Source organism: Streptomyces sp. NPDC104761 (genome assembly GCF_055583445.1).
The window spans coordinates 719,939-742,117 of record NZ_JBVJNZ010000001.1; the positions used below are offsets into that span (position 1 = coordinate 719,939).

The window sequence follows — 22,179 nt, forward strand, 5'->3', positions numbered from 1 at the left end:
TAGCATGAGCCCGTAGCCCGTATTGATCATGCGAGGAGCGGATCGTGCGAGACATCGCCGTCTTCAGCGGCAGCGCCCACCCCGAGCTGGCCGAGGAGGTCTGCGCGCACCTCGGGGTGCCGCTCAGCCCGACACGGGTCAGCCGGTTCGCCAACGACTGCCTTGAGGTGCAGCTCCAGGCCAACTGCCGGGAGCGGGACGTCTTCCTGATCCAGCCGCTGGTGCGGCCGGTACAGGAGCACCTGGTGGAGCTGCTGCTGATGTGCGACGCGGCCCGCGGTGCCTCCGCGGGCCGGATCACCGTCGTCATGCCGCACTACTCCTACGCCCGCTCCGACAAGAAGGACGCCCCGCGCATCTCGCTCGGCGGCCGCCTGGTCGCCGACCTCCTGGTGGCCGCCGGCGCGAGCCGGGTCCTCGCCATGACCCTGCACGCCCCGCAGGTGCACGGCTTCTTCTCGGTGCCGGTCGACCACCTGCACGCGCTGCGCGAACTGGCGGCGCACTTCAGGCGGTACGACCTGTCGCGCACCACCGTCGTCTCACCCGACCTCGGCAACGCCAAGGAGGCCGCCGCCTTCGCCCGGCTGATCGGTGCCCAGGTGGCGGCCGGTGCCAAGCAGCGCTACCCGGACGACCGGGTCACCATCAGCTCGGTGATCGGTGAGGTGGCCGGCCGGGACGTCATCGTGCTCGACGACGAGATCGCCAAGGGCAGCACGGTCATCGAACTCCTGGAAAAGATCAGGGAGCTGGGTCCGCCGCGGTCGATCCGGATCGCCTGCACCCACGGGCTGTTCGCGGCCGGCGCGCTCAAGCGGCTGAGCGAGCAGCCCGACGTGCTGGAGATCGTCTGCACCAACACCGTGCCGGTACCGGCCGAGGAGCACACCGACAAGCTGCGGATCCTGTCCATCGCCCCGGCGCTGGCGGAGGCCGTACGCCGTATTCACAACGGTGAGTCCGTGAGCGCCCTGTTCGACGAGCCGCGCAACCTCTAGACAGGAAGGAGGAGTTGTAGCGCTGCACCGCGCTCGGCGGCACCGAGGCGAACGGGAGGCCCCCAGTGGCGAAGGCCAGGTTCGAGCGGACGAAACCCCATGTGAACATCGGCACCATCGGGCACATCGACCACGGCAAGACGACCCTCACCGCGGCCATCACCAAGGTGCTGCACGACAAGTTCCCCCAGCTCAACCCGTTCACCCCGTTCGACCAGATCGACAGGGCGCCCGAGGAACGGCAGCGCGGCATCACCATCTCCATCGCGCACGTCGAGTACCAGACCGAACGCCGGCACTACGCGCACGTGGACTGTCCCGGCCACGCCGACTACATCAAGAACATGATCACCGGGGCCGCCCAGATGGACGGGGCGATCCTGGTGGTCGCCGCCACCGACGGCCCGATGCCGCAGACCAAGGAACACGTGCTGCTGGCCCGCCAGGTGGGGGTGCCGTACATCGTCGTCGCGCTCAACAAGACCGACATGGTCGACGACGAGGAGATCCTGGAACTGGTGGAGCTGGAGGTGCGCGAGCTGCTCACCGAGTACGAGTTCCCCGGCGACGACGTCCCGGTGGTCAGGGTCTCCGCGCTCCGGGCCCTGGAGGGCGACCCGCAGTGGACCGCGGCCCTGCTCGAACTCCTCGACGCCGTGGACGAGTTCGTGCCCGAGCCGGTGCGGGACGTGGACCGGCCGTTCCTGATGCCGATCGAGGACGTCTTCACCATCACCGGCCGCGGGACCGTCGTCACCGGCCGGATCGAACGCGGTGTGCTGCGGGTCAACAGCGAGGTCGAGATCATCGGCATCCACCCGCAGAAGACGCGGACCACGGTCACCGGCGTGGAGATGTTCAGGAAACTGCTCGACGAGGGCCGGGCCGGGGAGAACGTCGGGCTGCTGCTCCGCGGGATCAAGCGGGACGACGTGGAGCGCGGCCAGGTCGTCATCAGGCCCGGATCGGTCACCCCGCACACGGAGTTCGAGGCGCGCGCGTACATCCTCTCCAAGGACGAGGGCGGCCGGCACACCCCGTTCTTCGAGAACTACCGCCCCCAGTTCTACTTCCGCACCACCGACGTGACCGGCGTCGTCACCCTGCCCCCGGGCACCGAGATGGTGATGCCGGGCGACAACACCACCGTGCACGTCCAGCTGATCCAGCCGGTCGCGATGGAGGAGGGCCTGAAGTTCGCGATCCGCGAGGGCGGGCGGACCGTCGGTGCCGGTCAGGTCACCAGGATCCTCAAGTGACCAGGATCCTCAGGTGACCGGGATCCTCAAGTGACGACGGTGACCGGCGCGGCGGGCTCCCGGGTGAGCACAGTGGCAACGGTGTCATAAGGTGCCGGACGTGGCCTCGGGCTGGTCCAGGGCCGCGTCCAGCGTCGGCCTGGGCGGCAGCAGCCGGGACAGACCGGTCACCTTCAGCACCCGCAGGGTCAGCGGGTGCGTGCAGACCAGCTGGAGCTGTCCGCCGCGCTCCAGCACCCGGCTGCGCGCCCGGTACAGCAGCCGCAGCCCCGAGCAGTCGAAGAACTCGACGGGCAGCAGGTCGATCACCACCCGGGCGTTCTCCTGGGCGGTCACCCGGTCCAGGTGGGGCGCGATCTCCGTGGCCGCCGCGATGTCGATCTCGCCCCGCAGCTCCAGCACCGTGTGGCCGCGGTCCTGGTGGATGCGCAGGTGCCGGGAGAGTGACGCGGGATCCTGCCGGGGTTCCTGGCGCACGACGACATCCCCTCCCACCCCTGCCGGTTCAATTCCGTTCCCCGCCCTGCAAGTTACCCTCGATGGAGGGAATTTGAGCATGTTCGATTGACATATGTCTGCTGCTTCGGCTCGCCATTTTCTGTGGCGTGCGCGACAGCCGGGGAACGGGCACGTGAGAGCCCTGGTGCCCGGTCAGGACAGCGCGTGCCACGCCTTGCTCAGTGCCTGGCGGAACTGCTCCTCCTGGTGTGCGGTGAGCTCGCGGACCATCCGCTCCTCCAGCTCCCGCACCGGGCCCGCGACCCCGGCGAGCAGCTCGCGCGCGGCGTCGGTCAGCAGGATCAGCAGCTCGCGCCGGTTGCGCGGATTGCGCTCCCGGCGGATCAGCCCGCGCGTCTCCAGTGATCGCACCAGGTCGGCCATCGACTGGGCGGTGACGAACGAGTCCCGGGCCAGCTGGGCCGCCGACAGGCCGTCGTGGCGCTCCAGGACGGTCAGGGCCGTGTACTGCAGCGCGGTGATCCCGGCGGGCTTCACCAGCTCGTCGAGGTGTGAACGGACCACCAGCTCCACCTGCTTGACCATGTACAGCAGCGAGGGGCGTGTCTTTGTACCGACCATGCGTCCACCCTAGAGCATTGACAGGAATCCTGTCTGTAACCAGACTGCGGGCCAGGGACGCAACCAACAGGAATCCTGTTTGTTGAAGGCTTGGCGATCGACGCTGGGAGTGGGCCATGACGACCACCTTCGAGACCGGACCGGGGCAGCTGTTCATCGGCGGGCGGTGGCGGGAGGCCGCCGACGGGGCCCGGGCGGAGGTGACCGACCCGGCCACCGGCCAGGTGATCACCACCGTCGCGGAGGCCGGCGCCGCCGATGTCGACGCCGCTGTCCGCGCGGCCCGCGCGACCTTCGACGCGGGGGAGTGGACGGGACTCGGCGGCCGGGAGCGCGGCCGTGTGCTGCACCGCGTCGCCGAGCTGATCCGGGCGAACGCCGAGGAGCTGGCCGCCCTGGAGAGCCTCGACGTCGGCAAGCCGATCACGCTCGCCCGGGCCGTCGACGTCACCAACGCGGCCAACGACTACGAGCACTTCGCGGCCCTCGCCCATTCGCTCGACGGTGCCGTGCGCGACGTCCCGATGAACGCCCTGGCCTACACCCGGCGGGAGCCGGTCGGCGTGGCCGCCGCCATCACCCCCTTCAACTTCCCGCTCATCCTTGCCGGTTCGAAGATCGGCCCGGCCCTCGCCGCCGGCAACACGGTCGTCCACAAGCCCGCCGACGAGACCCCGCTCAGTGCCCTGTACATGGCCCGCCTGTTCCAGGAGGCGGGCCTGCCCGACGGGGTGCTGAACGTGGTCACCGGTGCCGGACCGGTCGCGGGCGAGGCCCTGCTGCGCCACCCGGGCGTCGACAAGGTCGCCTTCACCGGCTCCACCGCCGTCGGACGGCACGTCGCGAGCACGGCGGGGGCGGCGCTCAAGCCGGTCACCGTGGAACTCGGCGGCAACGCGGCCCACCTGGTCTTCGAGGACGCCGACCTGGAGAAAGCCGTCGGCGCGGTCATCAAGGCCTTCGTCTTCAACACCGGCCAGTTCTGCATGGGCGGTCCCCGCCTCCTGGTCGCCCGTCCGGTCTACGCCACCCTGCTCGGCATCCTCGCCGAGGCCGTCCCCGGCGTCCCGGTCGGCGACCCGCGCGACCCGGCGACCGTGGTCGGGCCGATGGCCGGGGAGAAGCACCTGCGCAAGGTCGAGGAGTACGTCGAACTCGCCCGCAAGGAGGGCGGCCGCATCGTCTGCGGCGGCGAACGCCTCGACCTGAACGGCGGTTTCTACTACCGGCCGACCGTCGTCGCCGACCTGCCGAACGACTCCCGGGTGATCCAGGACGAGATCTTCGGCCCGGTCCTCACCGTGCAGCCCTTCGATTCCGAGGACGAGGCCGTCGCCCTCGCCAACTCCACGGCGTACGGCCTCGCCTCGGGCGTCCAGACCGGCAGCCTGGCCCGCGCGCACCGGGTCGCCGCCCGCCTCCAGGCCGGGATCGTCTGGGTCAACGACTGGGCGCTGCTCGACCCCGCCGTCCCCTTCGGCGGCGTGAAGGCCTCCGGCTTCGGCCGCGAGTACGGTCCCGAGTCCCTCGCCGCCTACACCAAGGCCAAGTCCGTCGTCGTCTCGCTCGACTGAGCCCCGCAGACCAGGAGTCCCTGCGATGTCCCTCACCACCCGAGCCGCCGTGGTCGAGTCCGGCGGCGCCCCCTTCACCCTCCGCGACGTCCAGCTCGACGCGCCGGGGCCGTACGAGGCGCTCGTCCGCATGGTCGCCACCGGCCTGTGCCACACCGACCTGAGCGTGGCGAGCGGCGGACTTCCCTTCCCGCTGCCCGGAGTCCTGGGCCACGAGGGCGCCGGAGTCGTCGAGGCCGTCGGCTCCGCCGTCACCGGCGTGGTCCCCGGCGACCATGTCGTGCTGTCCTTCACCTCCTGCGGGACCTGCCGCAACTGCCACGGCGGGCACCCCGCCTACTGCACCACCTGGCTGCCGCTCAACCTGATCGGCGGCCGGCGCGCCGACGGCACCGCCACCGTCAGCCGGGACGGCGAGCCGCTCGGCGGCCACTTCTTCGGCCAGTCCTCCTTCGCCGAACGGGCGTTGGTGGACGAGCGCAGCCTGGTCAAGGTCGACCCGGACGTACCGCTGGAGTCGATCGCACCGCTCGGCTGCGGGGTGCAGACCGGGGCCGGCGCCGTGTGGAACGTCCTGGACCCGGCCCCCGGCAGCACGGTCGCCGTGCTCGGCGCCGGGGCGGTCGGCCTCTCGGCCGTCATGGCCGCCGCCCTCACCCCCGCCACCACGATCGTCGCCGTCGACCGGGTGCCCGAACGCCTGGACCTGGCAAGGGAGGTGGGTGCCACCCACACCGTCGACGCGTCCCGCGAGGACGTGCCCGAGGCCCTGCGCCGCGTCACGGACGGCGCGGGGGCCGACGGCATCGTGGAGACGACCGGCAACGTCGGCGTCCTGCGCCAGGGCGTCGACGCGCTGGCCGCGCGCGGAACCCTGGTCGTCGTCGGCGCCCCGCCCTTCGGTACCGAGGTCCTCCTGGACGTCAACGGGTTGCTGTCCGGCAAGCGGATCGTCGGCCTCACCCTCGGTGACAGCGAGACCCAGGCGTTCATCCCGGCCCTGGTCCGGCTGGTCCGCGAGGGGCGGCTGCCGCTGCACCGGCTGATCAGCACCTACCCGTTCGCCGACATCGACCGGGCCGTGCGGGACATGAGCACGGGCAAGGCGATCAAGCCCGTGCTCACCTTCTGACCGCGCCGGTCAGTCCACGACCAGGACCAGCTTCCCGGTGGTCCGGCCGGTGCCGCCCAGTTCGTGGGCCTTGGCGGCATCGGCCAGCGGGAAGGTCCCCGCGACGGTCGCCCGCAGCTTGCCCGCCTCCACCAGCTCCGCGACCGCCCGCATCCCGGCCCGGTCGGCGTCCACCAGCATCCGCACCGCACGCACACCCAGCCGCTCGGCCTCCTCGTACAGCGCGGGCGAGCCCACCGGCAGGATCGACACCAGGATCCCACCCGGCCGCAGCACCCGCAGCGAGGCCGTCGAGGTGTCCCCGCCGACCGTGTCGAGGACCACGTCGACGTCCCGGACGACCTCCGTGACGTCCACCGACCGGTAGTCCACCGGCTCGTCCACGCCGATCTCCCGAAGGAAGCCGTGCTTGCCGGCGCTGGCCGTGCCGATCACGTACGCGCCACGCGCCTTGGCGATCTGGACCGCCACATGCCCGACCCCGCCGGCCGCCGCGTGGATCAGCACCCGCTGTCCCGGCTGGACGTCGGCGTTCTCCACCAGCGCCTGCCAGGCGGTCAGGGACACCAGCGGGAGCGCGCCCGCCTGGACGTGGTCGATCACGGCGGGCTTCGGGACCAGGGCCCGGGCGGGGACGATCACGTACTCGGCGTGCGTGCCGTGCCCGAACGGATAGGGCACCATCCCGAAGACCTCGTCACCGGCCTTGAAGGCGGCGACCCCGATCCCGGTCTCCTCGACGGTCCCGGAGACGTCCCAGCCGAGGACGAACGGCGGCTTGCCCAGGAAGCCGCCGTTCTCCCGGTGCTTCCAGTCGGTCGGGTTGAGGCCGGCGGCCCGCACCCGGACCAGCACCTCGTTGGGGCGCGGCTTCGGCCGCGCCGTCTCGATCACCTTCAGCACTTCGGGGCCGCCGAGGACGTCCTGGCTGATCGCGCGCATCGTGTTCACATCGTTCATGGTCACCCAGCCTGCCGGGACGCGCCCGACGGGGAAACGGCACGATGGCCAAGCTTCGATGGAATCGTGCCAGCGCCCGTGCCCTCCCGGCGACCGCTCAGCGGCTCATGTGCAGGGCGACCAGCAGCTGCCAGACCTGGTCCGCCACGTCGTCGGGGCCCGCGTCGAGCAGGCCGTGCAGCCAGTCGGCCAGCACCCCGGCGAAGGTGGCGGCCACCGCCGAGGCCACCAGCGGGGCGTCGGCCGCGCCCACCAGCTCCCGCTCGGCCAGGCTGCGCGCCCGCAGGTCGCGGTGCAGCACCCGGCCCAGCGGGCCCCCGCCGCCCGGCGCGAGCAGCTCCCGGTACAGCCCCGCGTGCGGGACCAGCCCCGCGAAGAACTCCCGCAGCGCCGGAGGCGCGTGCACCGGGTCCGGCCGGCCGCGCCAGGCGTGCAGCGCGTCGACGGCCTCCCGCACGACGTCCGCGCAGGCGTCCACCGCCAGCGCCTCCAGGCCGTCGTAGTGGACGTAGAAGGTGGCCCGGCCCACGCCGGCCCGGCGCACCACCGCGGCCACGGCGGCCTCGGCCAGAGGCCGTTCGGCGCACTCCGCCAGGAGGGCCGCCCGCAGCCGCGCCCGGGTGCGGGCGGCCCGCGGGTCCTGCACGGCCGGGCGGCCGGTCACCGGGCGGCCAGGACGGCGGCCAGGGAGAGCGCGCCGGGCAGCGCCTGCGCGAACAGGATCCGCCGGTTGGCGGTGACCGCGCCGTACACCCCCGCCACCACCACGCACGACAGGAAGAACACCTGGGCCCGGAAGCCGGTCGGGTCGGCCGCGACCAGCCCCCAGACCAGGCCGGCCGCCAGGAATCCGTTGTAGAGGCCCTGGTTGGCGGCGAGCGGCGCGGTCCGCCGGGCCAGCTCGGCGTCGAAGCCGTGGAAACGCATCCCGGGACCCTTCTGCCACAGGAACATCTCCATCACCAGGATGTACGCGTGCAGCGCGGCCACCAGCGCGACCAGCACGTTCGCCAGGATTTCCATGATCGCGGATCCTCCCCATGTTATGGACACCTGTCGACTATAACGGGACAGGTGTCCAAGAGTGGTCGGTGCCGCCCCCTCGGGGAATGTCGGCCGCATGTCGGGAAGTCGCGGTCAGTAATGGGTATTTGTTGATTTGCCGCCAACTGGCGGAGCGTGACGGAACCCTCACTTCCTCTGTTCGCCAGGTTGATCCTTTCGGGTTCAAACCCGATAAGCTCCCTTCCGTCACAGCGAGTTGACGCACCCAAGGGTGGGTCCGTCCCGCCGTGTGTACTCGTGAGTGCGGCCTTCGCACACCGCCCCTGTTCGCTGTTGTTCGATCGTGTTGCTTCGAGGGATGCAGATGGAACTCGCCACTCCGCCGCCGGCGGCGCGGGCCCCTGTCGCCTGGTACAGCTGGTGGCTGATGCCGCTGGCCTTAGGAGGAGGGACGGTCGCCGCCACGTTCATGAGCTCGGAGCGAATAACCGCGGCCGTCGCCGGCGCCGCGGCCACCGTCGCGAGCTCGGTGTGCGTGCGCCTGCTGATCCGCTCGCAGCGCCAGCTGCGCAGCGCGGAAGGGACCTTCCGCAGCTCGCAGGCCGAGCACTCCCAGCAGTGGCAGCAGCACGTCTCGGGCCTGGAGCGCAAGTTCTCCGCCGAGCGCGCCACGCTGGAGAGCCGGATCAACGAGCAGTCCGCCGCGTTCGACGCCCAGCTCGCCGAGCAGAACTCCGCCTTCGAGGCCCGGCTCGCCGACCGGACCGCCCACTACGACGCCCAACTGGCCGAACAGGCCCGGGCGTACGAGGAGCGGCTCGCCGACCAGCTGAAGTCCTCCGAGGCGCAGCTCGCGGACCAGGCCGAGGTCTGGCAGGAGCAGCTCACGCACCAGCGGGCCGCGATCTCCCGGCTCGCCGACGAGCAGCTGCCGGACGCGCTGAACCGGCTGCGTGCGGGCGACGCCATCGACGACCTGCTGCCCGTCACCGAGCAGTGCGCCAAGGTCGACAAGGACGTCCAGGCCGACCTGCGGCGCATCCTGCGCACCTCGCTGATCGGCGTGGAGGAGGAGTTCAACCGCTCCACCTCCGCCGAGCAGGCCGTGATCAGCATCGGCAACCGCATCCACGTCCTGACCAGCAAGCTGCGCGGCCGGCTGCACGAGATGCAGGGCGAGCACGGCCGGCTGCCCGCCGTCGCCCGCGGTCTGATGGAACTCGACCAGGAACTCGGCCCCGCCGACTCGCTCGCCGCCAGTATCGGTGTGCTCGGCGGCTCGGACCGCCCGGGCCGCCAGTGGCAGGAGCCCCAGCGCCTGCTCAGCGTGGTGCGCGGCGGCATCGGCCGGATCAAGGACTTCCACCGGGTCGAGGTCCGGCATCTGCCCGAACTCGGCGTCGACGGCGGTCTGGTGGACCACCTCACGCTGATCTTCTCCCACCTGCTGGACAACGCGGCCCGCTACTCGCCGCCCACCGAACCGGTCGTCGTCTCCGGCAAGGAGGTGCCCAACGGCGTCGGCATCGAGATCCAGGACTCCGGCAAGGGCCTGAGCGAGGAGAAGAAGCGCGAGGCCGAGCACTCCCTGGCCGGCACCGAGGCCGGACCCGGTATCGGAGGCATCTCCGAGGACGCCAACATCGGCCTGCGGGTGGTCGGCATCCTCGCCCGCCGCTACGGCATCCGGGTCACCTTCGCGGACTCGCCCTGGCTCGGCACCTCGGTCGTCGTCGTGGTCCCGCACAAGTTCTTCAGCCCGCTGCCCGCGGCCCCCGCCGCTCCGGCCCCCGTGACGGCCGCCCCCGCCGCCGCGTCCCCGGTGCAGGCGCACGGTCCGGTCGCCGTCGAAACCGTCACCCAGCCGGAGTCCGGCGAGGCCCTGGACACCACCCCGGGCGGCCTGCCCCGGCGGCGCAGCCGGCGCCGCGAGGAGGAGCAGCCCGAGGAGCGCACCGCCCGCACGGCGCGCACCGAGGGCGCCGCGTTCCCCGCGGTCCCGCCCGAGGAGTCCTTCGCCGGTCTGGCCGCCTTCGCCACCGCGGGCCGCTCGCCCGCCGCAGACGAAGGAGCGGACAGCGAGGCCGAGTTGACCGGAGACGTAGACGACGCGGCACCCGCGACCCCGGCCGGCGCCGATGACGCCGCCGCCGGACGCGAGTCCGCCGAGCACCGCACTGAAGAGAGCGACTAGTCCACATGACGCAACAGGGAACCGACGTGAGCTGGGCGCTCCGTGATCTGGTGGAGAGCATCCCGGAGATCCGTTTCGCCCTCGTGGCCTCCAGCGACGGCAAGGCCATCACCTCCTTTGGCGCCGAGGACCCCGACGACGTGGACCGCTTCGCGGCCGTGGTGGCCGGGCTCCAGGCACTGGCCCAGCCGGTCGCCGAGCAGTTCCCCAAGTACGCGGGGCAGCTGCGGCTGGCGATGATCGAGGTCGACGGCGGTCACCTCTTCGTCGTACGGGCCGGTGTGGAGACGTATCTCGGGGTCCTCGCCCGCGAGGGACTCGACCAGGGGCTGCTCGGCCATCAGATGCGGGATCTGTCCCGGCGGATGGGCGAGCTGCTCGGCACCTCTCCGCGCCTGGAGGAGCACTCTGGATGAGTGCTCCCCGCCGACCGTCGGATCCGTCCGGTCTCGAACGCTATTACGTCCTCACCGGGGGGCGCAGCGGACCGGGCGGGTCGGCGTCGAGCCTCGACGTGGCGACCCTCGTCGTCTCCCGGACCGCCCCCGTCCCGGGGATGCAGCACGAGTACGAGGAGATAGTCCGGCGCTGCCGTGATCCGCTGTCGGTGGCCGAACTCACCGCCCATCTCGGATTGCCCTTCAACATTCTCGCGGTGCTGTTGGCGGATCTGCTGGACGCAGGCCGTATTGAAGCCCGTGATCCCATTCCGGCGCACCACGCCGGACGCGGGCCTGACCTCGCGCTCCTCCAGGAGGTACTCAGTGGACTTGAAAGGCTTTGACCATCCCGGCGACCCCGGTGCCGGGGGGACCCGCTCGGTCAAGGTGATGATCGCCGGGGGGTTCGGCACCGGGAAGACCACCATGGTCCGCTCCGTCAGCGACATCAAGCCGCTCACCACCGAGGAGACCCTCACCCAGGCGACCGCCGGCGTCGACAACCTCATCGGCGTCGCGGACAAGGCCGAGACCACGGTCAGCCTCGACTTCGGCAAGATCAGCATCAACGAGAACCTGATGCTGTACCTGTTCGGCACCCCCGGACAGGAACGGTTCTGGTTCCTGTGGAACGGCCTGTTCAAGGGCGCGCTCGGTGCCATCGTCCTGGTGGACACGAGACGGCTCGCCTCCAGTTTCCGGGCGATCGAGGAGATGGAGCGGCAGAACGTGCCCTTCGTCATCGCCCTGAACGTCTTCCCGGACTGCAAGGAACACCCCATCGAGGAGATCCGGGACGCCCTCGACATCTCCCCGCACACTCCGATCGTGGCCTGTGACGCCCGTGACCGGGCCTCCAGCCGTGACGTACTGATCGCCCTGATACGTCATTTGAAGGAACGCTCCGCCCTCGCACTGGAGCCCCGATGAACGACCAGAGCCCCGACAGCCCCGACGCCCCCGACGCCCCGCGCGGCTGCCCGGTCGCGCACGGTTCGGCCGAACTGACCCGGCTGTACGGGCCCGAGGCGGCGACCGACCCGTTCGGCATCTACGAACGGCTGCGCAAGGAGCACGGCTCCGTCGCGCCCGTGCTGCTGGAGGGCGACGTCAACGCCTGGCTGGTGCTGGGCTACCGGGACGGTCGCCGGGTGCTCGACAATCCGCGCCAGTTCGCCCGGGACGCGCGGATCTGGCGGGACTGGCGGGAGGGCCGGGTCGCGGAGAACCATCCGCTGGTGCCGATGGTCGCCTGGCGCCCCGACTGCGTGTCCCAGGACGGCGAGGCGCACCGCCGGCTGCGCGGTGCCGTCAACGACGGGCTCCAGGCCGCCGTGGCCCGCGGTATCCGGCGCCATGCCACGTACTTCGCCAACAAGCAGATCGACGCGTTCGCCGACAAGGGCCGCGCCGACCTGGTGGCGGACTACGCCGGCTATCTGCCGATGCTGATCCTCGCCCGCGTCCTGGGCCTCAGCGAGACGGAGGGCCGCCGGCTCGTCGAGTCCAACGCCATGGTGTTCCAGGGCGGCGAGGAGGCGATCCGGCACGACGGCATCATCCGGGAGATCCTCGGCGAACTCACCGAGCGCAAGCGGGCCGAGCCCGGCTCCGACTTCACCACCGGCCTGCTGGAGCACCACGCGGCCCTCGACCACGACGAGGTCGTGAGCCATCTGCGCCTGGTGCTGATGGCCGGGCACAGCACGACCAGCAATCTGCTGGCCCGGGTGCTGCAGCTCGTCCTCACGGACGCCTCGCGGCTCTCCGGCCTGACCAGTGGTCAGCTGACCATCACCGCGCTGGTGGAGGAGGTGATGTGGAACTCCCCGCCGCTGTCCGTCCTGCCGGGCCGCTTCGCCGTCAGCGACGTCGAACTGGGCGGGCACCGCATCGAGGAGGGCGACCTGCTCGTCCTCGGTCTCGCACCGGGCAACCTCGACCCCGAGATCCGGCCCGACCCGGACGTCTCGGTGCAGGGCAACGAGTCGCACCTGGCCTTCAGCGCCGGCCCGCACGAGTGCCCCGGGCAGAGCATCGGGCTGTCCATCATCCAGATCGCGGTGGACGTCCTGCTGCACCGGCTGCCGGGCCTGCGTCTGGCCGTGCCGGCGGAGGAGCTCACCTCGACCGCGTCCACCTGGATGTCCGTGCTGGACAGCCTGCCGGTCGAGTTCGCGGTGTAGGTACGGACACACCGTTGCCCGGTCGGGTCACCCGACCGGGCAACACGCGTTGAGGCGTCAGCCGTCGAGCCAGTCGCCCGCGACGTCCGAGGGGCGGTAGCCCGTGGCGTTCCAGAGGAAGTGCGGGTGCGCGCAGCCGAACATGTAGGCCAGCAGTGCGGTGTCCTCCCGTCCGGTCAGCGGGTCGTGCAGGGCGTGAAACCTTTCGGAACCCACCACACCGGCGTCCTGCTGGACCTGACGAGCGCGGTCCGGGGACGGCGCGGCGGCGGATGCCTCCACGGCGGCGACGTAGGTGCGGCGCAGGATCTCCCAGGCGTTGTCGGCGTCGCCGTACCAAGGACCGTGCACCGCCTCGAAGGCGTGGAGCTCGGCGTCGAAGAGGGGCCATGCCGCGGGGTGCCGGGCCCGGCAGCGAGCGGACAGCTCGGCGGTCCGGGGGCTCAGTGCCGGTACGGCGGGCCGCGGGGCGATGGTGAGGGTCGTGCCGTGGGTGAGGATGCCGGTGCACGGGTTGGGCTGCAGGTCGCACAGCGGGCACCCGTCACTCGGGGGGAGGCCCTCGGTGATGCCGTCGAACCACAGGGCGTGCCGTCCCGTGAGCCCCATCCAGACGACGGTGGTGGTCAGCAGCCAGGTGTTCCACATCGGGCGATGCGCCTCGGGCGTGCAGCCGTACTTGACGAGGGCTATCGCGCAGGCGGCGTAGAAGGCCTTGGTGTGGGCGGGCATCTCGGCGAGCCAGAAGTTGCTGATCTCGCCGGTGAGGGCGTCGGCCCGGACGTCGGCCATGTCGTCGATGACGCGGCACAGCAGCAGGGAGGCGAGGTTCTCCTCCTGCCACAGTTCGGTGTCGGGTGCGACGTGCCAGAAGAGGCAGTCCAGCATCTGCAGCAGCGAGTAGGAGCCGTGGCCCAGTGGGTTGGTCTGGGGGAGCGTGACCCTGCCCGCGTCGTGCTGCCGGAGCCAGTACTCGTCGACGGACCGCTTGTGGGCCGCGAAGAGTCCCGAGACCAGGGCCCGTGCGCTGTTGGTGCTGAAGTTCTCGGCCAGGCGGTCTTCGACGTGCTGGGTGAGGCGCGATGTGTCGATGGTGTCGATCACGCGCTTGTACTCGTGGAAGACGAGGATGTCGTCCTCGAAGCGGTCGCGGTGGCCGAGATCGTGCTCCAGGTCGTTCATCTGGCGGGTCCAGGACCAGCCACCGGTCAGCACGCTGTCGAGCTCCCGGCGGTACGGCCAGGTCTTGACGGCGAGGGGACGGCCGGCGCTCTGCCGCCAGCGGTAGTCGTCCAGCGTGCGCGCGGGGGGCGTGGGCAGCCGGCGGCACAGCGGGCAGGCGCAGGCGGTGGCCGGCTCCTCCGCACGCGGCGGGGCCAGTGCCCGGCTCCGCCAGGCGCCTTCCAGCATCGCGCACGTCAGCCGGCAGATCTCGGCGTCGGTGCCGACTTCGGGGAAGGCCGCCTCGATCATGCGCAGGCTGGTGTCGAGGTGCCTCAACCTCGCACGGCCCTCCTCGTCGGGCGGGAGGAACTCGCGCGGCGCCTGCTGGAGGGCTCCCGCCAGATGCAGCGTGGTGCCGAGGTGGCCGGTTCCCAGCGCGTCCAGCCGCTGCTGAGCGGCGTTCTGGAAGTCCCGGTACTGGTCCGTGCTCCCGTTCGCGCGGTTCACGAACAGGCCGGCCAGGGCGTTCCCCGCCTCCGTGGGCCGGAACTGGGCGCTTGACCGCGCCGGGAGCAGGCTGTCGGCGGACGCGTTCGGAACAGCACCTGCGCCTCGGGAATTCACAGCGATCTCCTTCGAGTTGTGGTCATGACAACGGAATCGGTCGACGGCGGTCGTCGGCGGTCGGGTCCGGGACGGGGGGCGGCGGCCCCTGCCGTGACGGCCTCGCCGGGCAGCCGGACGCACGCGACCGGCACCGGCCGCTGCCGCGAACGACCGTGAGGGGAACGACTGCTGTTCGGGTCCGGGAAGGCGGAGCGGGACGCTCGTGCGTGGCGGTGCGTCCTCGGCGCCGTCGGCCTTCCGTGAACGGCCCGCTCCCCTCGGAGCGTTGTGGCCGCACGACGAGGACCTGGGGTGCGGCCTCAGCTGCGTTGCTGTGGCCGCACCCCAGGTCCGTGTCCCGGAGCCGGCGCGGATGACGGGCGCGCGGACTCCGGATGCTCACCGGCGGGGGACTCGAAGGGCAGGTCGGAGGTGACGTCCTGAGGCATGTGTTTCCTTTCGGGCGACAGTGCGCAGAGTCCCCCCGTCCCTGCGAACAGGTGGCCTGTCAGCCACCCGAGCACTCGAACTGGCCTTCGTGGCTCGAAAGTTGAGCCGTGAAGCGCTACGAGGCTGCCCAGAGCGTAAATGATCTACGCGTGACCTGGCCGTGACGTGTGTTACTGCTCACGCCTCCTGAGCCGAGTACACTCGCGCGCCCCCCACGTATGTGTGCGCGACGCGTGTCTCCGCGACGCGCTCCGGGGGCCCGGCGAACGGGTCGCGGTCCAGGACCACCAGATCCGCGAGCAAGCCGACCGCCACCCGCCCGGTGTCGTCGAGGTGGTTCACGTACGCCGAACCGGCCGTGTACGCCCTGATCGCCGCCGCGAGTTCCAGCCGTTCCGCCGGCAGGAACACCGGCGCGTCGCCGCCCGGTTCGACCCGGTTCACCGCGACATGGATGCCCTGGAGCGGGTCGGGACTGCTCACCGGCCAGTCGCTGCCGCCCGCGAGCCGCGCCCCGGAGCGCAGCAGCGACCCGAACGGGTACTGGCGTCCGGCCCGTTCCGGGCCGAGGAAGGGGATCGTCAGCTCGTCCATCTGCGGCTCGTGCGCGGCCCACAGCGCCTGGATGTTGGCGGTGGCGCCGAGCCGGGCGAAACGCGGTACGTCGGCGGGGTGCACGACCTGGAGATGCGCCAGGTGGGGCCGCGTGTCGCTCATCCCGTTGGCCGCCCGTGCCGCCTCGATCGCGTCCAGCGCGTCCCGGACGGCCCGGTCGCCGAGCGCGTGGAAGTGGCACTGGAAGCCGAGGGCGTCCAACTCGGTCACGTACTGCGGCAGTCGCGCCGGGTCGATGAAGCTCTTGCCCCGGTTGCGCGTCGCGCAGCCGCACTTGTCCAGGTAGGGGTCGAGCAGCGCCGCCGTGCCGTTCTCGGCGACCCCGTCCAGCATCAGCTTCACCGTGCCCGCGCGGAACCGGCCATGGCTCAACGCGGCCCGCCTCTCGACGAGTTCGGGAATCTGTTCGGCCCCGCGCTCCCGGTCCCACCACAGCGCCCCGGCCACCCGCGCGGTCAGTGAACCGTCCCGGGCCGCCGTCAGATACGCCGACGCCGGGTCGTCCATGCCGAGGAAGTCCCCGATCAGGGCGTCCTGCCAGGCGGTGATGCCCAGCGCGTGCAGATGGCGCTGCGCGTGCAGCAGCGCGGCCAGCCGGTCCGCCGGGCCGGCCGGCGGGGCGAGCCGGCCGACCAGTTGCATCGCACCCTCCTGGAGCGTGCCGCCCGGCGCGCCGGAGGCGTCCCGCTCGATCCGCCCGTCGGCCGGGTCGGGCGTGTCGCGGCCGATCCCGGCCAGCTCCAGCGCCCGGCTGTTGACCCACGCCCCGTGATGGTCCCGGTTGGGCAGGTAGACCGGCCGGTCCGGTACGACGGCGTCCAGCAGCTCCTTCGTCGGTGTGCCGCCCTCGAACGCCTCCATGGACCAGCCGCCGCCCAGGATCCACGCCCGCTCCGGATGTGCGTCGGCGTAGGCGCGTACGGCGGCCACGGTCTCCGCCGCGGTCCGCAGCCCGGACAGGTCGCACTGGGTCAGTTCGAGGCCCGCCGGGACCGGATGGACGTGCGCGTCCTGGAACCCGGGCAGCAGTAGCCGCCCGGCGAGGTCGACCACCTCGGTGCGCGGCCCGGCGAGCTCCCGCAGCTCCCCGGCGGAGCCGACGGCGGTGATGCGCTCACCGGTGACGGCGACGGCGGTGGCCGTGGGGTCCTCGTCGGTGAGGACGCGGCCGCCGGTGAAGAGCAGATCTGCGTGCATGTTTCCCGTTCCTCAGTTGGGGGTCGTGAGCAGCTGGGGCGCGTCGGCGTCGGTGCCCCGGCCGGTGCGGAAGTACGGCGACCGGCGCACGTACTTCGCCCAGCCGGCCGCGACGAACCCGGACCCGATCATCGCCAACGGGGTGGCCAGCAGGAACCACCCGTTGTCCGCGCTGACCTCGAAGTGGTCGGCGGAGGTGTAGAAGGACCAGCCGAGGTAGCCGCCGAGGCCCAGCAGGGCGAGGGCGCTCAGCGCCGGCAGCACCACGGCCCGCACCCCCTGCCGCCAGTCCTCACGCAGCACGGAGCGGAAGCGCGCGGCGGCGGCGAGCGCGGTGAGCGCGTACGAAAGGGCGACGACGATGCCGACCGCGTTCACCGTCGCCATGATCATGTCGGCGAGCCGCGGGATCACCAGGGCGAGCCCGGCGACCGCCGTGGCCAGCGCGCCGATCAGCAGCGTGCCGGCCGCCGGGGTCCCGTACCGGGCGCTGACCCTGGACCACACCGGCCCGAGGGTACGGTCCCGGCTCATCGCGAACATGCCCCGGGCCGTCGGGATCACCCCGGCCTGCAGCGAGGCCACCGCCGAGAACATCAGCGCCACCAGCGGCAGCGCGGCCCACGGCTGGGCGGCCAGCCGGTCGCCGAAGAACGCCAGCCCCTCGGCCCCGTGACCGGCCAGCTCCCGCTCGGACAGCACCCGCTGGAAGGCCACCGAGCCGAGCAGGAACAGGCCCAGCATGGTCACCAGGGTGATCAGCCCCGCCCGGGAGGCGTCCCGGGGGTCGCGGACCTCCTCGTTGACGCTGAACGCGGCCTCGAAACCCCAGTAGCAGAACACCGAGAGCAGCAGGCCCTGCGCCAGCGCCGTCGCCGACGGGATCGCGACCGGGTCGAACCAGCTCAGGCTGAAGGGGTGCGGTCCCTCGACGATGCCGTAGCCGCAGAACCCGAGCAGGACCGCGTACTCGAAGACCAGCAGCCCCGTCTGCAGGCGGGCGGCGGTGCGGATGCCGGTCACGGCGGTGAGGGTGACGGCGGCCAGGACCACGATCCCGAGAGCCGTGGTCTGCGCCGTCGAACCCGGGTCGAGGGCCAGCGAGCCGATCCGGTGCACTCCGGCCTCTCCCGCCAGCTGCAGCAGCGCCGATCCGGTGACCGCCGTGGTGTACGCCAGAAAGGCCACCGTCGCCACGATGTTCACCCAGCCGACCAGGAAGCCGAGCCACGGATTGAGCGAACGGCCCACCCACACGTAGCCGTTGCCCGCGTTCGGCTCCACCCGGTTCAGCCGGGAGTAGGCGCCCGCGATGCCGAGGACCGGCACGAACGCCAGCAGCATGATGGCCGGCAGATGCAGCCCGACCACCCCGGCCGTGACCCCCAGCCCGATGCCGATGCTGGTGGTGGCGGCCGTACTGGACGCGGCGACCGCGACGCCGTCCAGGACGCCGAGGGATCTGCGCAACTCAGGGGGGTCCGCTGTGTAGGGCTGGTCGGTCATGGCCGGCACACTCCGCTCGCACCTGGGGGCCGGACTGGTCGGCCCCGGTGACGGGACATGAAACTGCCGGCCCCCTTCACAGGTCAACGGTGTTGTCATAAGGTGCCCGCACGTCGTGAGGAGGTCCGTTGGAGGAGGTCCGTTGAGCGAACGTGTCGTCCCGGCCGCCGCCCGGCAGCGCCGGCGGCCCACCAAACAAGGTGTGGTCCTCTCCGAGGAGCTGATCGTCGAGACCGCGATGCGGCTGATCGAGGAGCACGGCGCCGACGCCCTGTCGGTGCGCCGCCTCGGGCGTGCCCTGGGCGCCGACCCCAGCTCCCTCTACCGCTACTTCCGGCACACCGACGACCTGATGCTCGCCGTCGCCGACGAGCTGATCGGCCGTACCCTGCGCGCCTGGCGGCCCACCGGGGACTGGCGCGCCGACCTGCGCGACCTCGGCCTGCGGATGCACGCCGGCGCTCTCGCCCACCCGCGGGCCGCGGTGCTCAGCGCCCACCGGGTGACCGGACGGACGTACGAGATCCAGGCCGTCGAGACCATCCTCGGAATCCTCCGCGGCGCCGGATTCCCGGACGCCGAGGCGGTCCGCGTCTACCACGCCTTCGTCGACCAGGCCCTCGCGTACGGCGCCCTCGACTCCGCCAACACCGCCCTGCCCAGAGCCGCCCGGGACGCCGAGGCGGACGTGTGGCGGGCGACCTACGCCCGGCTGCCCGCCACCAGCCACCCGCACATCGCGGCCACCGCCCGCCATCTCGTCGCCTCGATGCGGGGCAGCTCCTATCCGGCCGCCCTCGACCTGCTGCTGACGGCGGCCGAGGCCCGGCTCGCCCAACAGGGCGCCGGGGCGCGGCCGGTGGGCGACTGAACCGGCCGATCGGGGACAGACGTGTGCCGGGAGAACCTGCCGAGGGAGGAAACATGGCACTGGTGACCGCGGCCGTCGTGGTGCTCGACTGCGCAGAACCCGAGAAACTCGCCCAGTTCTACCGGGAGTTCCTGGACGGCGAGGACGGCGAGGCCTCGGCCAACCTGGTCGGGATCCGGACCGCCGACGGCTTCCGGATCGCCTTCCGGCGCGACGTCAACGCGACCCCGCCCAGCTGGCCGCGGCCCGAGAACTCGCTCCAGGCCCATCTCGACTTCCTGGTCGAGGACCTCGACGCGGCCGAACGCCGGGTGATCGCCCTGGGCGGACGCCCCATCGAGACGAAGGACCCGGCCGGTCCGTACGAGGAACGCGGGTACGCCGACCCGGCCGGACACTCCTTCACGCTGCGTCTGGTGCCGTCCTCGGCACCCAAGCAGGGCTGAGACCGCTCAGTCCCGGCCACCCCGGCCCGTCGTCGGCCACACCCCGGTGGAACGCTCTATGGCCGTCGCGCCGGTACGGTCCACGGCGCTGCGCACCACCGCGAAGACCGCGCCCTGGACCGCCGCGGCCAGCAGTACCTCACCCCAGCCGCGGTCCCGGTCCAGGGCGTCCGGCGCGTCGTCCTCGCCGCGCAGCGCCTTCCAGGTGCGGCGGAAGGCCAGCGCGCCCAGCGCCCCGCCGGCCCAGCTCAGCACGAAACCGACGGGTGCGTACACGAGGGGGAGCTTCAGCTTCTTCCTGTTCTTGGCCATGCCTGCCTCCGCGTTCTCAGGGCCGCCCGGCGGCCGCGACCTCCTCGGCCGCCCGCACCGGACCGGGCGGCGTCCCGTCCCCGAAGGGCCGGCCGCCGAGTTCCTCCCGGTGATGGGGCGTCAGCCACCCGGCGAGATCCGGACCGAGGGGCACGACACCGGTCGGGTTGATTCCGGTGTGGACCTGGTAGTAGTGCCGTTTGATGTGGTCGAAGTCGACGGTGTCACCGAATCCCGGCGTCTGGTAGAGGTCCCTGGCGTACGCCCACAGCACCGGGCTCTCCGCGAGCTTGTAGCGGTTGCACTTGAAGTGGCCGTGGTAGACGGCGTCGAACCGCACCAGCGTGGTGAACAGCCGGATGTCGGCCTCCGTGATCGTGTCCCCCACCAGGTAGCGCTGCCCGGCCAGCCGCCCGGCGAGCAGCTCCAGCCGCCGGAACACCCCGGCGCACGCCTCCTCGTACGCCTGCTGCTCGTGCGCGAACCCGGCCCGGTAGACCCCGTTGTTGACGTCCTCGTACACCTCCGCCGTCACCGCGTCGATCTCGTCCCGGTGCCGTGCCGGGTACAGGTCCGGTGCCCCGTCCCGGTGCAGTGCCGTCCACTCGGTGGCCAGGTCGAGGGTGAGTTGCTGGTAGTCGTTGGTGACCAGCTTCCCGCTCGGCACGTCCACCACCGCCGGCACGCTCACCCCGCCGGGGTAGCCGGTCTCCCGGCGGTCGTACGCCTCGCTGAGGTACCGGATGCCGAGCACCGGGTCCCGGCCGCCGGGGTCGAGGGTGAAACGCCAGCTGCGGTCGTCCTGGAGCGGGTCGGTGACGGCGAGCGACAGGGCGTCCTCCAGGCCGAGCAGCCGCCGGGAGATCACCGCCCGGCTCGCCCACGGGCAGGCACGGCTGACCACCAGCCGGTAGCGTCCGGCCGCCACCGGCCAGCCGTCGCGTCCGTCCGCGGTGATCCGGTCCGCGAAGTGGCTGGGGGACCGTTTGAATGCCTTGTGTCCCAGCGCGCTGTTGCCGTCGCCGCCGCTCATGCGTCCTCCTTGCCCGGGGGGCCGCCCACGGTCGAACGGCGGCCCTGAGGGATGCGTTCCCCCATTTCCGCCTCTCGCACGGAGTGATCAGCGCGCGTCGGGGCAGTCGGCGGTCGTGAGCAGGACACCGTCGCAGAACCCATCGCAACAGCCGCATGCCGACCGCCGGACCCGCGTGACCGTGTTCGTGGCGCTCGCCGCCAACCTGGTCATCGCGGCCGCCAAGGCCGTCGGGGGAGTCGTCGCCGGCTCGCCCGCCCTGTTGTCCGAGGCCGCGCACTCCGTCGCCGACAGCCTGAACGAGGTGTTCCTGCTGGCCGCACTGCGCCGCAGCCGCCGCCCGCCCGACGCCCGGCACCCGTTCGGCTACGGCAAGGAGCGCTTCTTCTGGGCCCTGCTCGCGGCCGTCGGGATCTTCGTCATGGGCGGCTGCTTCTCCTTCTTCCAGGGGGTCGAGGCACTGCGCAACGGCGCGGACGAAAAGCACAGCGGCTATGTGGCCGGCCTGATCGTGCTGGGCGTCGCCCTGCTCGCCGAGGGCGCGTCCCTGTTCCGGGCGGTGCACCAGGCCCGCGGGGAGGCGCGGGGGCTGCGGGATCCGGCGCTGCGCACGGTGATCGCCGAGGACGGCACCGCCGTGCTCGGCGTCTGCCTCGCGATCGTCGGCATGGTGCTGCACATGGTGACCGGCCAGGTGGTCTGGGAGGCGTCGGCCTCGCTGGCGATCGGCGTCCTGCTGGTGTTCGTCGCCTACCGGCTGGGCGCCGACGCCCGCGACCAGCTGATCGGGGAGGCCGCGGATCCGGAGCTCAGCGACAGGATCCGGGAGCAGTTGGAGGCGGAGCCCGAGATCGACAGCGTGGAGGCGCTCTTCACGATGCAGATGGGCCTCGAGTCGACCCTGGTCGCGGCTCGCGTCGACCTGGTGCCCGGCCTCGACAGCGAGGAGGTGGAGGAGGTCCTGGTGCGCATCAAGGGGGCGCTCGCCGAGACGTTCCCCGAGGCCGACCAGATCTTCCTGGACGTGACGGACCGCTCCGCGCAGGAGGCACATGAAAGCCCCGCCGCGACGGGGGAACGCGGCGGGGCCTGATATTCGGCTGCCCGGCCCGAAGCCGGTTCATGCCTCCCGGAAACAGATTTTTCTA

General features: G+C 71.9%; 22 protein-coding genes. 12 read left to right on the forward strand and 10 right to left on the reverse strand.

The window, feature by feature from the left end; translation table 11 throughout:
* Window positions 1-44: 44 nt before the first annotated feature.
* On the forward strand, window positions 45-1,001 hold the full coding sequence (locus tag ACZ63F_RS03350; RefSeq protein ID WP_469708220.1) for a ribose-phosphate diphosphokinase: 957 nt from the start codon (window positions 45-47) through the stop codon (window positions 999-1,001).
* Window positions 1,002-1,066: 65 nt separating this feature from the next.
* Window positions 1,067-2,260 carry an elongation factor Tu gene (gene tuf, locus ACZ63F_RS03355; protein ID WP_469708222.1) on the forward strand — a complete coding sequence of 398 codons (1,194 nt, stop codon included), beginning with the start codon at window positions 1,067-1,069 and terminating at the stop codon, window positions 2,258-2,260.
* A gap of 84 nt (window positions 2,261-2,344) precedes the next feature.
* Here tuf and ACZ63F_RS03360 read toward each other — a convergent pair whose 3' ends face one another.
* Both ACZ63F_RS03360 and ACZ63F_RS03365 read right to left on the reverse strand, forming a co-directional pair.
* Window positions 2,345-2,737 carry an anti-sigma factor antagonist gene (locus ACZ63F_RS03360; protein ID WP_469708224.1) on the reverse strand — a complete coding sequence of 131 codons (393 nt, stop codon included), beginning with the start codon at window positions 2,735-2,737 and terminating at the stop codon, window positions 2,345-2,347.
* A gap of 174 nt (window positions 2,738-2,911) precedes the next feature.
* Window positions 2,912-3,340 (reverse strand): MarR family winged helix-turn-helix transcriptional regulator, encoded by a 429-nt coding sequence (locus ACZ63F_RS03365; RefSeq protein ID WP_391370033.1) that lies wholly within the window; start codon window positions 3,338-3,340, stop codon window positions 2,912-2,914.
* 116 nt (window positions 3,341-3,456) lie between these two features.
* On the opposite strand from ACZ63F_RS03365, the gene ACZ63F_RS03370 reads away from it, so the two are divergent.
* Window positions 3,457-4,914, forward strand: coding sequence for an aldehyde dehydrogenase family protein (locus tag ACZ63F_RS03370; RefSeq protein WP_469708226.1), 1,458 nt, complete (start codon window positions 3,457-3,459; stop codon window positions 4,912-4,914).
* Window positions 4,915-4,939: 25 nt separating this feature from the next.
* A complete protein-coding gene (locus ACZ63F_RS03375) occupies window positions 4,940-6,046 on the forward strand; it encodes an NAD(P)-dependent alcohol dehydrogenase (RefSeq protein WP_469708228.1) in 1,107 nt (368 codons plus the stop codon).
* Between the two features lie 9 nt (window positions 6,047-6,055).
* Here the strand turns inward: ACZ63F_RS03375 and ACZ63F_RS03380 are convergent, their stop codons facing one another.
* The 3 genes from ACZ63F_RS03380 to ACZ63F_RS03390 form a co-directional block, all read right to left on the reverse strand.
* Complete coding sequence (locus ACZ63F_RS03380; protein ID WP_469708230.1) at window positions 6,056-7,006, reverse strand: NADP-dependent oxidoreductase; 951 nt, start codon at window positions 7,004-7,006, stop codon at window positions 6,056-6,058.
* Between the two features lie 97 nt (window positions 7,007-7,103).
* Entirely contained in the window at window positions 7,104-7,670 is a 567-nt protein-coding gene (locus ACZ63F_RS03385) for a TetR/AcrR family transcriptional regulator (protein ID WP_457691569.1), read from the reverse strand.
* Window positions 7,667-8,029, reverse strand: coding sequence for a DUF1304 domain-containing protein (locus ACZ63F_RS03390; protein WP_469708232.1), 363 nt, complete (start codon window positions 8,027-8,029; stop codon window positions 7,667-7,669). The genes ACZ63F_RS03385 and ACZ63F_RS03390 overlap by 4 nt, the downstream gene beginning before the upstream one ends.
* Window positions 8,030-8,375: 346 nt before the next feature.
* Between ACZ63F_RS03390 and ACZ63F_RS03395 the strand changes: the two genes are divergently transcribed.
* Genes ACZ63F_RS03395 through ACZ63F_RS03415 form a run of 5 tightly spaced genes read left to right on the forward strand, consistent with a single transcriptional unit; the run spans window position 8,376 to window position 12,831 of the window.
* Entirely contained in the window at window positions 8,376-10,205 is a 1,830-nt protein-coding gene (locus ACZ63F_RS03395) for a sensor histidine kinase (RefSeq protein WP_469709313.1), read from the forward strand.
* 5 nt (window positions 10,206-10,210) lie between these two features.
* Window positions 10,211-10,621, forward strand: coding sequence for a roadblock/LC7 domain-containing protein (locus tag ACZ63F_RS03400; protein WP_046733906.1), 411 nt, complete (start codon window positions 10,211-10,213; stop codon window positions 10,619-10,621).
* Complete coding sequence (locus ACZ63F_RS03405; RefSeq protein ID WP_089103419.1) at window positions 10,618-10,989, forward strand: DUF742 domain-containing protein; 372 nt, start codon at window positions 10,618-10,620, stop codon at window positions 10,987-10,989. Before ACZ63F_RS03400 ends, ACZ63F_RS03405 begins: the two co-directional genes overlap by 4 nt.
* Window positions 10,970-11,575 (forward strand): GTP-binding protein, encoded by a 606-nt coding sequence (locus ACZ63F_RS03410; RefSeq protein ID WP_469708236.1) that lies wholly within the window; start codon window positions 10,970-10,972, stop codon window positions 11,573-11,575. Before ACZ63F_RS03405 ends, ACZ63F_RS03410 begins: the two co-directional genes overlap by 20 nt.
* Window positions 11,572-12,831 (forward strand): cytochrome P450, encoded by a 1,260-nt coding sequence (locus ACZ63F_RS03415; RefSeq protein ID WP_469708238.1) that lies wholly within the window; start codon window positions 11,572-11,574, stop codon window positions 12,829-12,831. Before ACZ63F_RS03410 ends, ACZ63F_RS03415 begins: the two co-directional genes overlap by 4 nt.
* Window positions 12,832-12,888: 57 nt before the next feature.
* Here the strand turns inward: ACZ63F_RS03415 and ACZ63F_RS03420 are convergent, their stop codons facing one another.
* The 3 genes from ACZ63F_RS03420 to ACZ63F_RS03430 form a co-directional block, all read right to left on the reverse strand.
* Window positions 12,889-14,619, reverse strand: a complete 1,731-nt coding sequence (locus ACZ63F_RS03420) for a hypothetical protein (protein ID WP_469708240.1) — start codon at window positions 14,617-14,619, stop codon at window positions 12,889-12,891.
* 609 nt (window positions 14,620-15,228) lie between these two features.
* Complete coding sequence (locus tag ACZ63F_RS03425; protein ID WP_469708242.1) at window positions 15,229-16,863, reverse strand: amidohydrolase; 1,635 nt, start codon at window positions 16,861-16,863, stop codon at window positions 15,229-15,231.
* A 12-nt stretch (window positions 16,864-16,875) separates the two neighbouring features.
* Window positions 16,876-18,369, reverse strand: coding sequence for an APC family permease (locus tag ACZ63F_RS03430; protein ID WP_469708243.1), 1,494 nt, complete (start codon window positions 18,367-18,369; stop codon window positions 16,876-16,878).
* Between the two features lie 142 nt (window positions 18,370-18,511).
* Between ACZ63F_RS03430 and ACZ63F_RS03435 the strand changes: the two genes are divergently transcribed.
* The gene (locus tag ACZ63F_RS03435) at window positions 18,512-19,240 is read left to right on the forward strand and encodes a TetR/AcrR family transcriptional regulator (RefSeq protein ID WP_469708245.1); all 729 of its coding nucleotides are present in this window, start codon (window positions 18,512-18,514) and stop codon (window positions 19,238-19,240) included.
* Between the two features lie 53 nt (window positions 19,241-19,293).
* Window positions 19,294-19,686 carry a VOC family protein gene (locus tag ACZ63F_RS03440; RefSeq protein ID WP_352362927.1) on the forward strand — a complete coding sequence of 131 codons (393 nt, stop codon included), beginning with the start codon at window positions 19,294-19,296 and terminating at the stop codon, window positions 19,684-19,686.
* 6 nt (window positions 19,687-19,692) lie between these two features.
* Here ACZ63F_RS03440 and ACZ63F_RS03445 read toward each other — a convergent pair whose 3' ends face one another.
* Window positions 19,693-19,998: a DUF4235 domain-containing protein gene (locus ACZ63F_RS03445; protein ID WP_469708248.1), complete on the reverse strand. Its 306-nt coding sequence runs from the start codon at window positions 19,996-19,998 to the stop codon at window positions 19,693-19,695.
* A gap of 16 nt (window positions 19,999-20,014) precedes the next feature.
* Complete coding sequence (locus ACZ63F_RS03450; protein ID WP_469708250.1) at window positions 20,015-21,031, reverse strand: glutathione S-transferase family protein; 1,017 nt, start codon at window positions 21,029-21,031, stop codon at window positions 20,015-20,017.
* On the opposite strand from ACZ63F_RS03450, the gene ACZ63F_RS03455 reads away from it, so the two are divergent.
* Window positions 21,030-22,124: a cation diffusion facilitator family transporter gene (locus tag ACZ63F_RS03455; protein WP_469708252.1), complete on the forward strand. Its 1,095-nt coding sequence runs from the start codon at window positions 21,030-21,032 to the stop codon at window positions 22,122-22,124. The genes ACZ63F_RS03450 and ACZ63F_RS03455 overlap by 2 nt on opposite strands.
* Window positions 22,125-22,179: the final 55 nt, after the last annotated feature.

Bases quoted from the DNA above. Each gene is read 5' to 3' on its own strand.
- ACZ63F_RS03365 (WP_391370033.1), bottom strand. From the start codon at position 3,340: ATGGTCGGTACAAAGACACGCCCCTCGCTGCTGTACATGGTCAAGCAG.
- ACZ63F_RS03370 (WP_469708226.1), top strand. From the start codon at position 3,457: ATGACGACCACCTTCGAGACCGGACCGGGGCAGCTGTTCATCGGCGGG.
- ACZ63F_RS03375 (WP_469708228.1), top strand. From the start codon at position 4,940: ATGTCCCTCACCACCCGAGCCGCCGTGGTCGAGTCCGGCGGCGCCCCC.
- ACZ63F_RS03380 (WP_469708230.1), bottom strand. From the start codon at position 7,006: ATGAACGATGTGAACACGATGCGCGCGATCAGCCAGGACGTCCTCGGC.
- ACZ63F_RS03390 (WP_469708232.1), bottom strand. From the start codon at position 8,029: ATGGAAATCCTGGCGAACGTGCTGGTCGCGCTGGTGGCCGCGCTGCAC.
- ACZ63F_RS03395 (WP_469709313.1), top strand. From the start codon at position 8,376: ATGGAACTCGCCACTCCGCCGCCGGCGGCGCGGGCCCCTGTCGCCTGG.
- ACZ63F_RS03400 (WP_046733906.1), top strand. From the start codon at position 10,211: ATGACGCAACAGGGAACCGACGTGAGCTGGGCGCTCCGTGATCTGGTG.
- ACZ63F_RS03405 (WP_089103419.1), top strand. From the start codon at position 10,618: ATGAGTGCTCCCCGCCGACCGTCGGATCCGTCCGGTCTCGAACGCTAT.
- ACZ63F_RS03415 (WP_469708238.1), top strand. From the start codon at position 11,572: ATGAACGACCAGAGCCCCGACAGCCCCGACGCCCCCGACGCCCCGCGC.
- ACZ63F_RS03425 (WP_469708242.1), bottom strand. From the start codon at position 16,863: ATGCACGCAGATCTGCTCTTCACCGGCGGCCGCGTCCTCACCGACGAG.
- ACZ63F_RS03430 (WP_469708243.1), bottom strand. From the start codon at position 18,369: ATGACCGACCAGCCCTACACAGCGGACCCCCCTGAGTTGCGCAGATCC.
- ACZ63F_RS03440 (WP_352362927.1), top strand. From the start codon at position 19,294: ATGGCACTGGTGACCGCGGCCGTCGTGGTGCTCGACTGCGCAGAACCC.
- ACZ63F_RS03445 (WP_469708248.1), bottom strand. From the start codon at position 19,998: ATGGCCAAGAACAGGAAGAAGCTGAAGCTCCCCCTCGTGTACGCACCC.
- ACZ63F_RS03455 (WP_469708252.1), top strand. From the start codon at position 21,030: ATGCGTCCTCCTTGCCCGGGGGGCCGCCCACGGTCGAACGGCGGCCCT.
- ACZ63F_RS03450 (WP_469708250.1), bottom strand. From the start codon at position 21,031: ATGAGCGGCGGCGACGGCAACAGCGCGCTGGGACACAAGGCATTCAAA.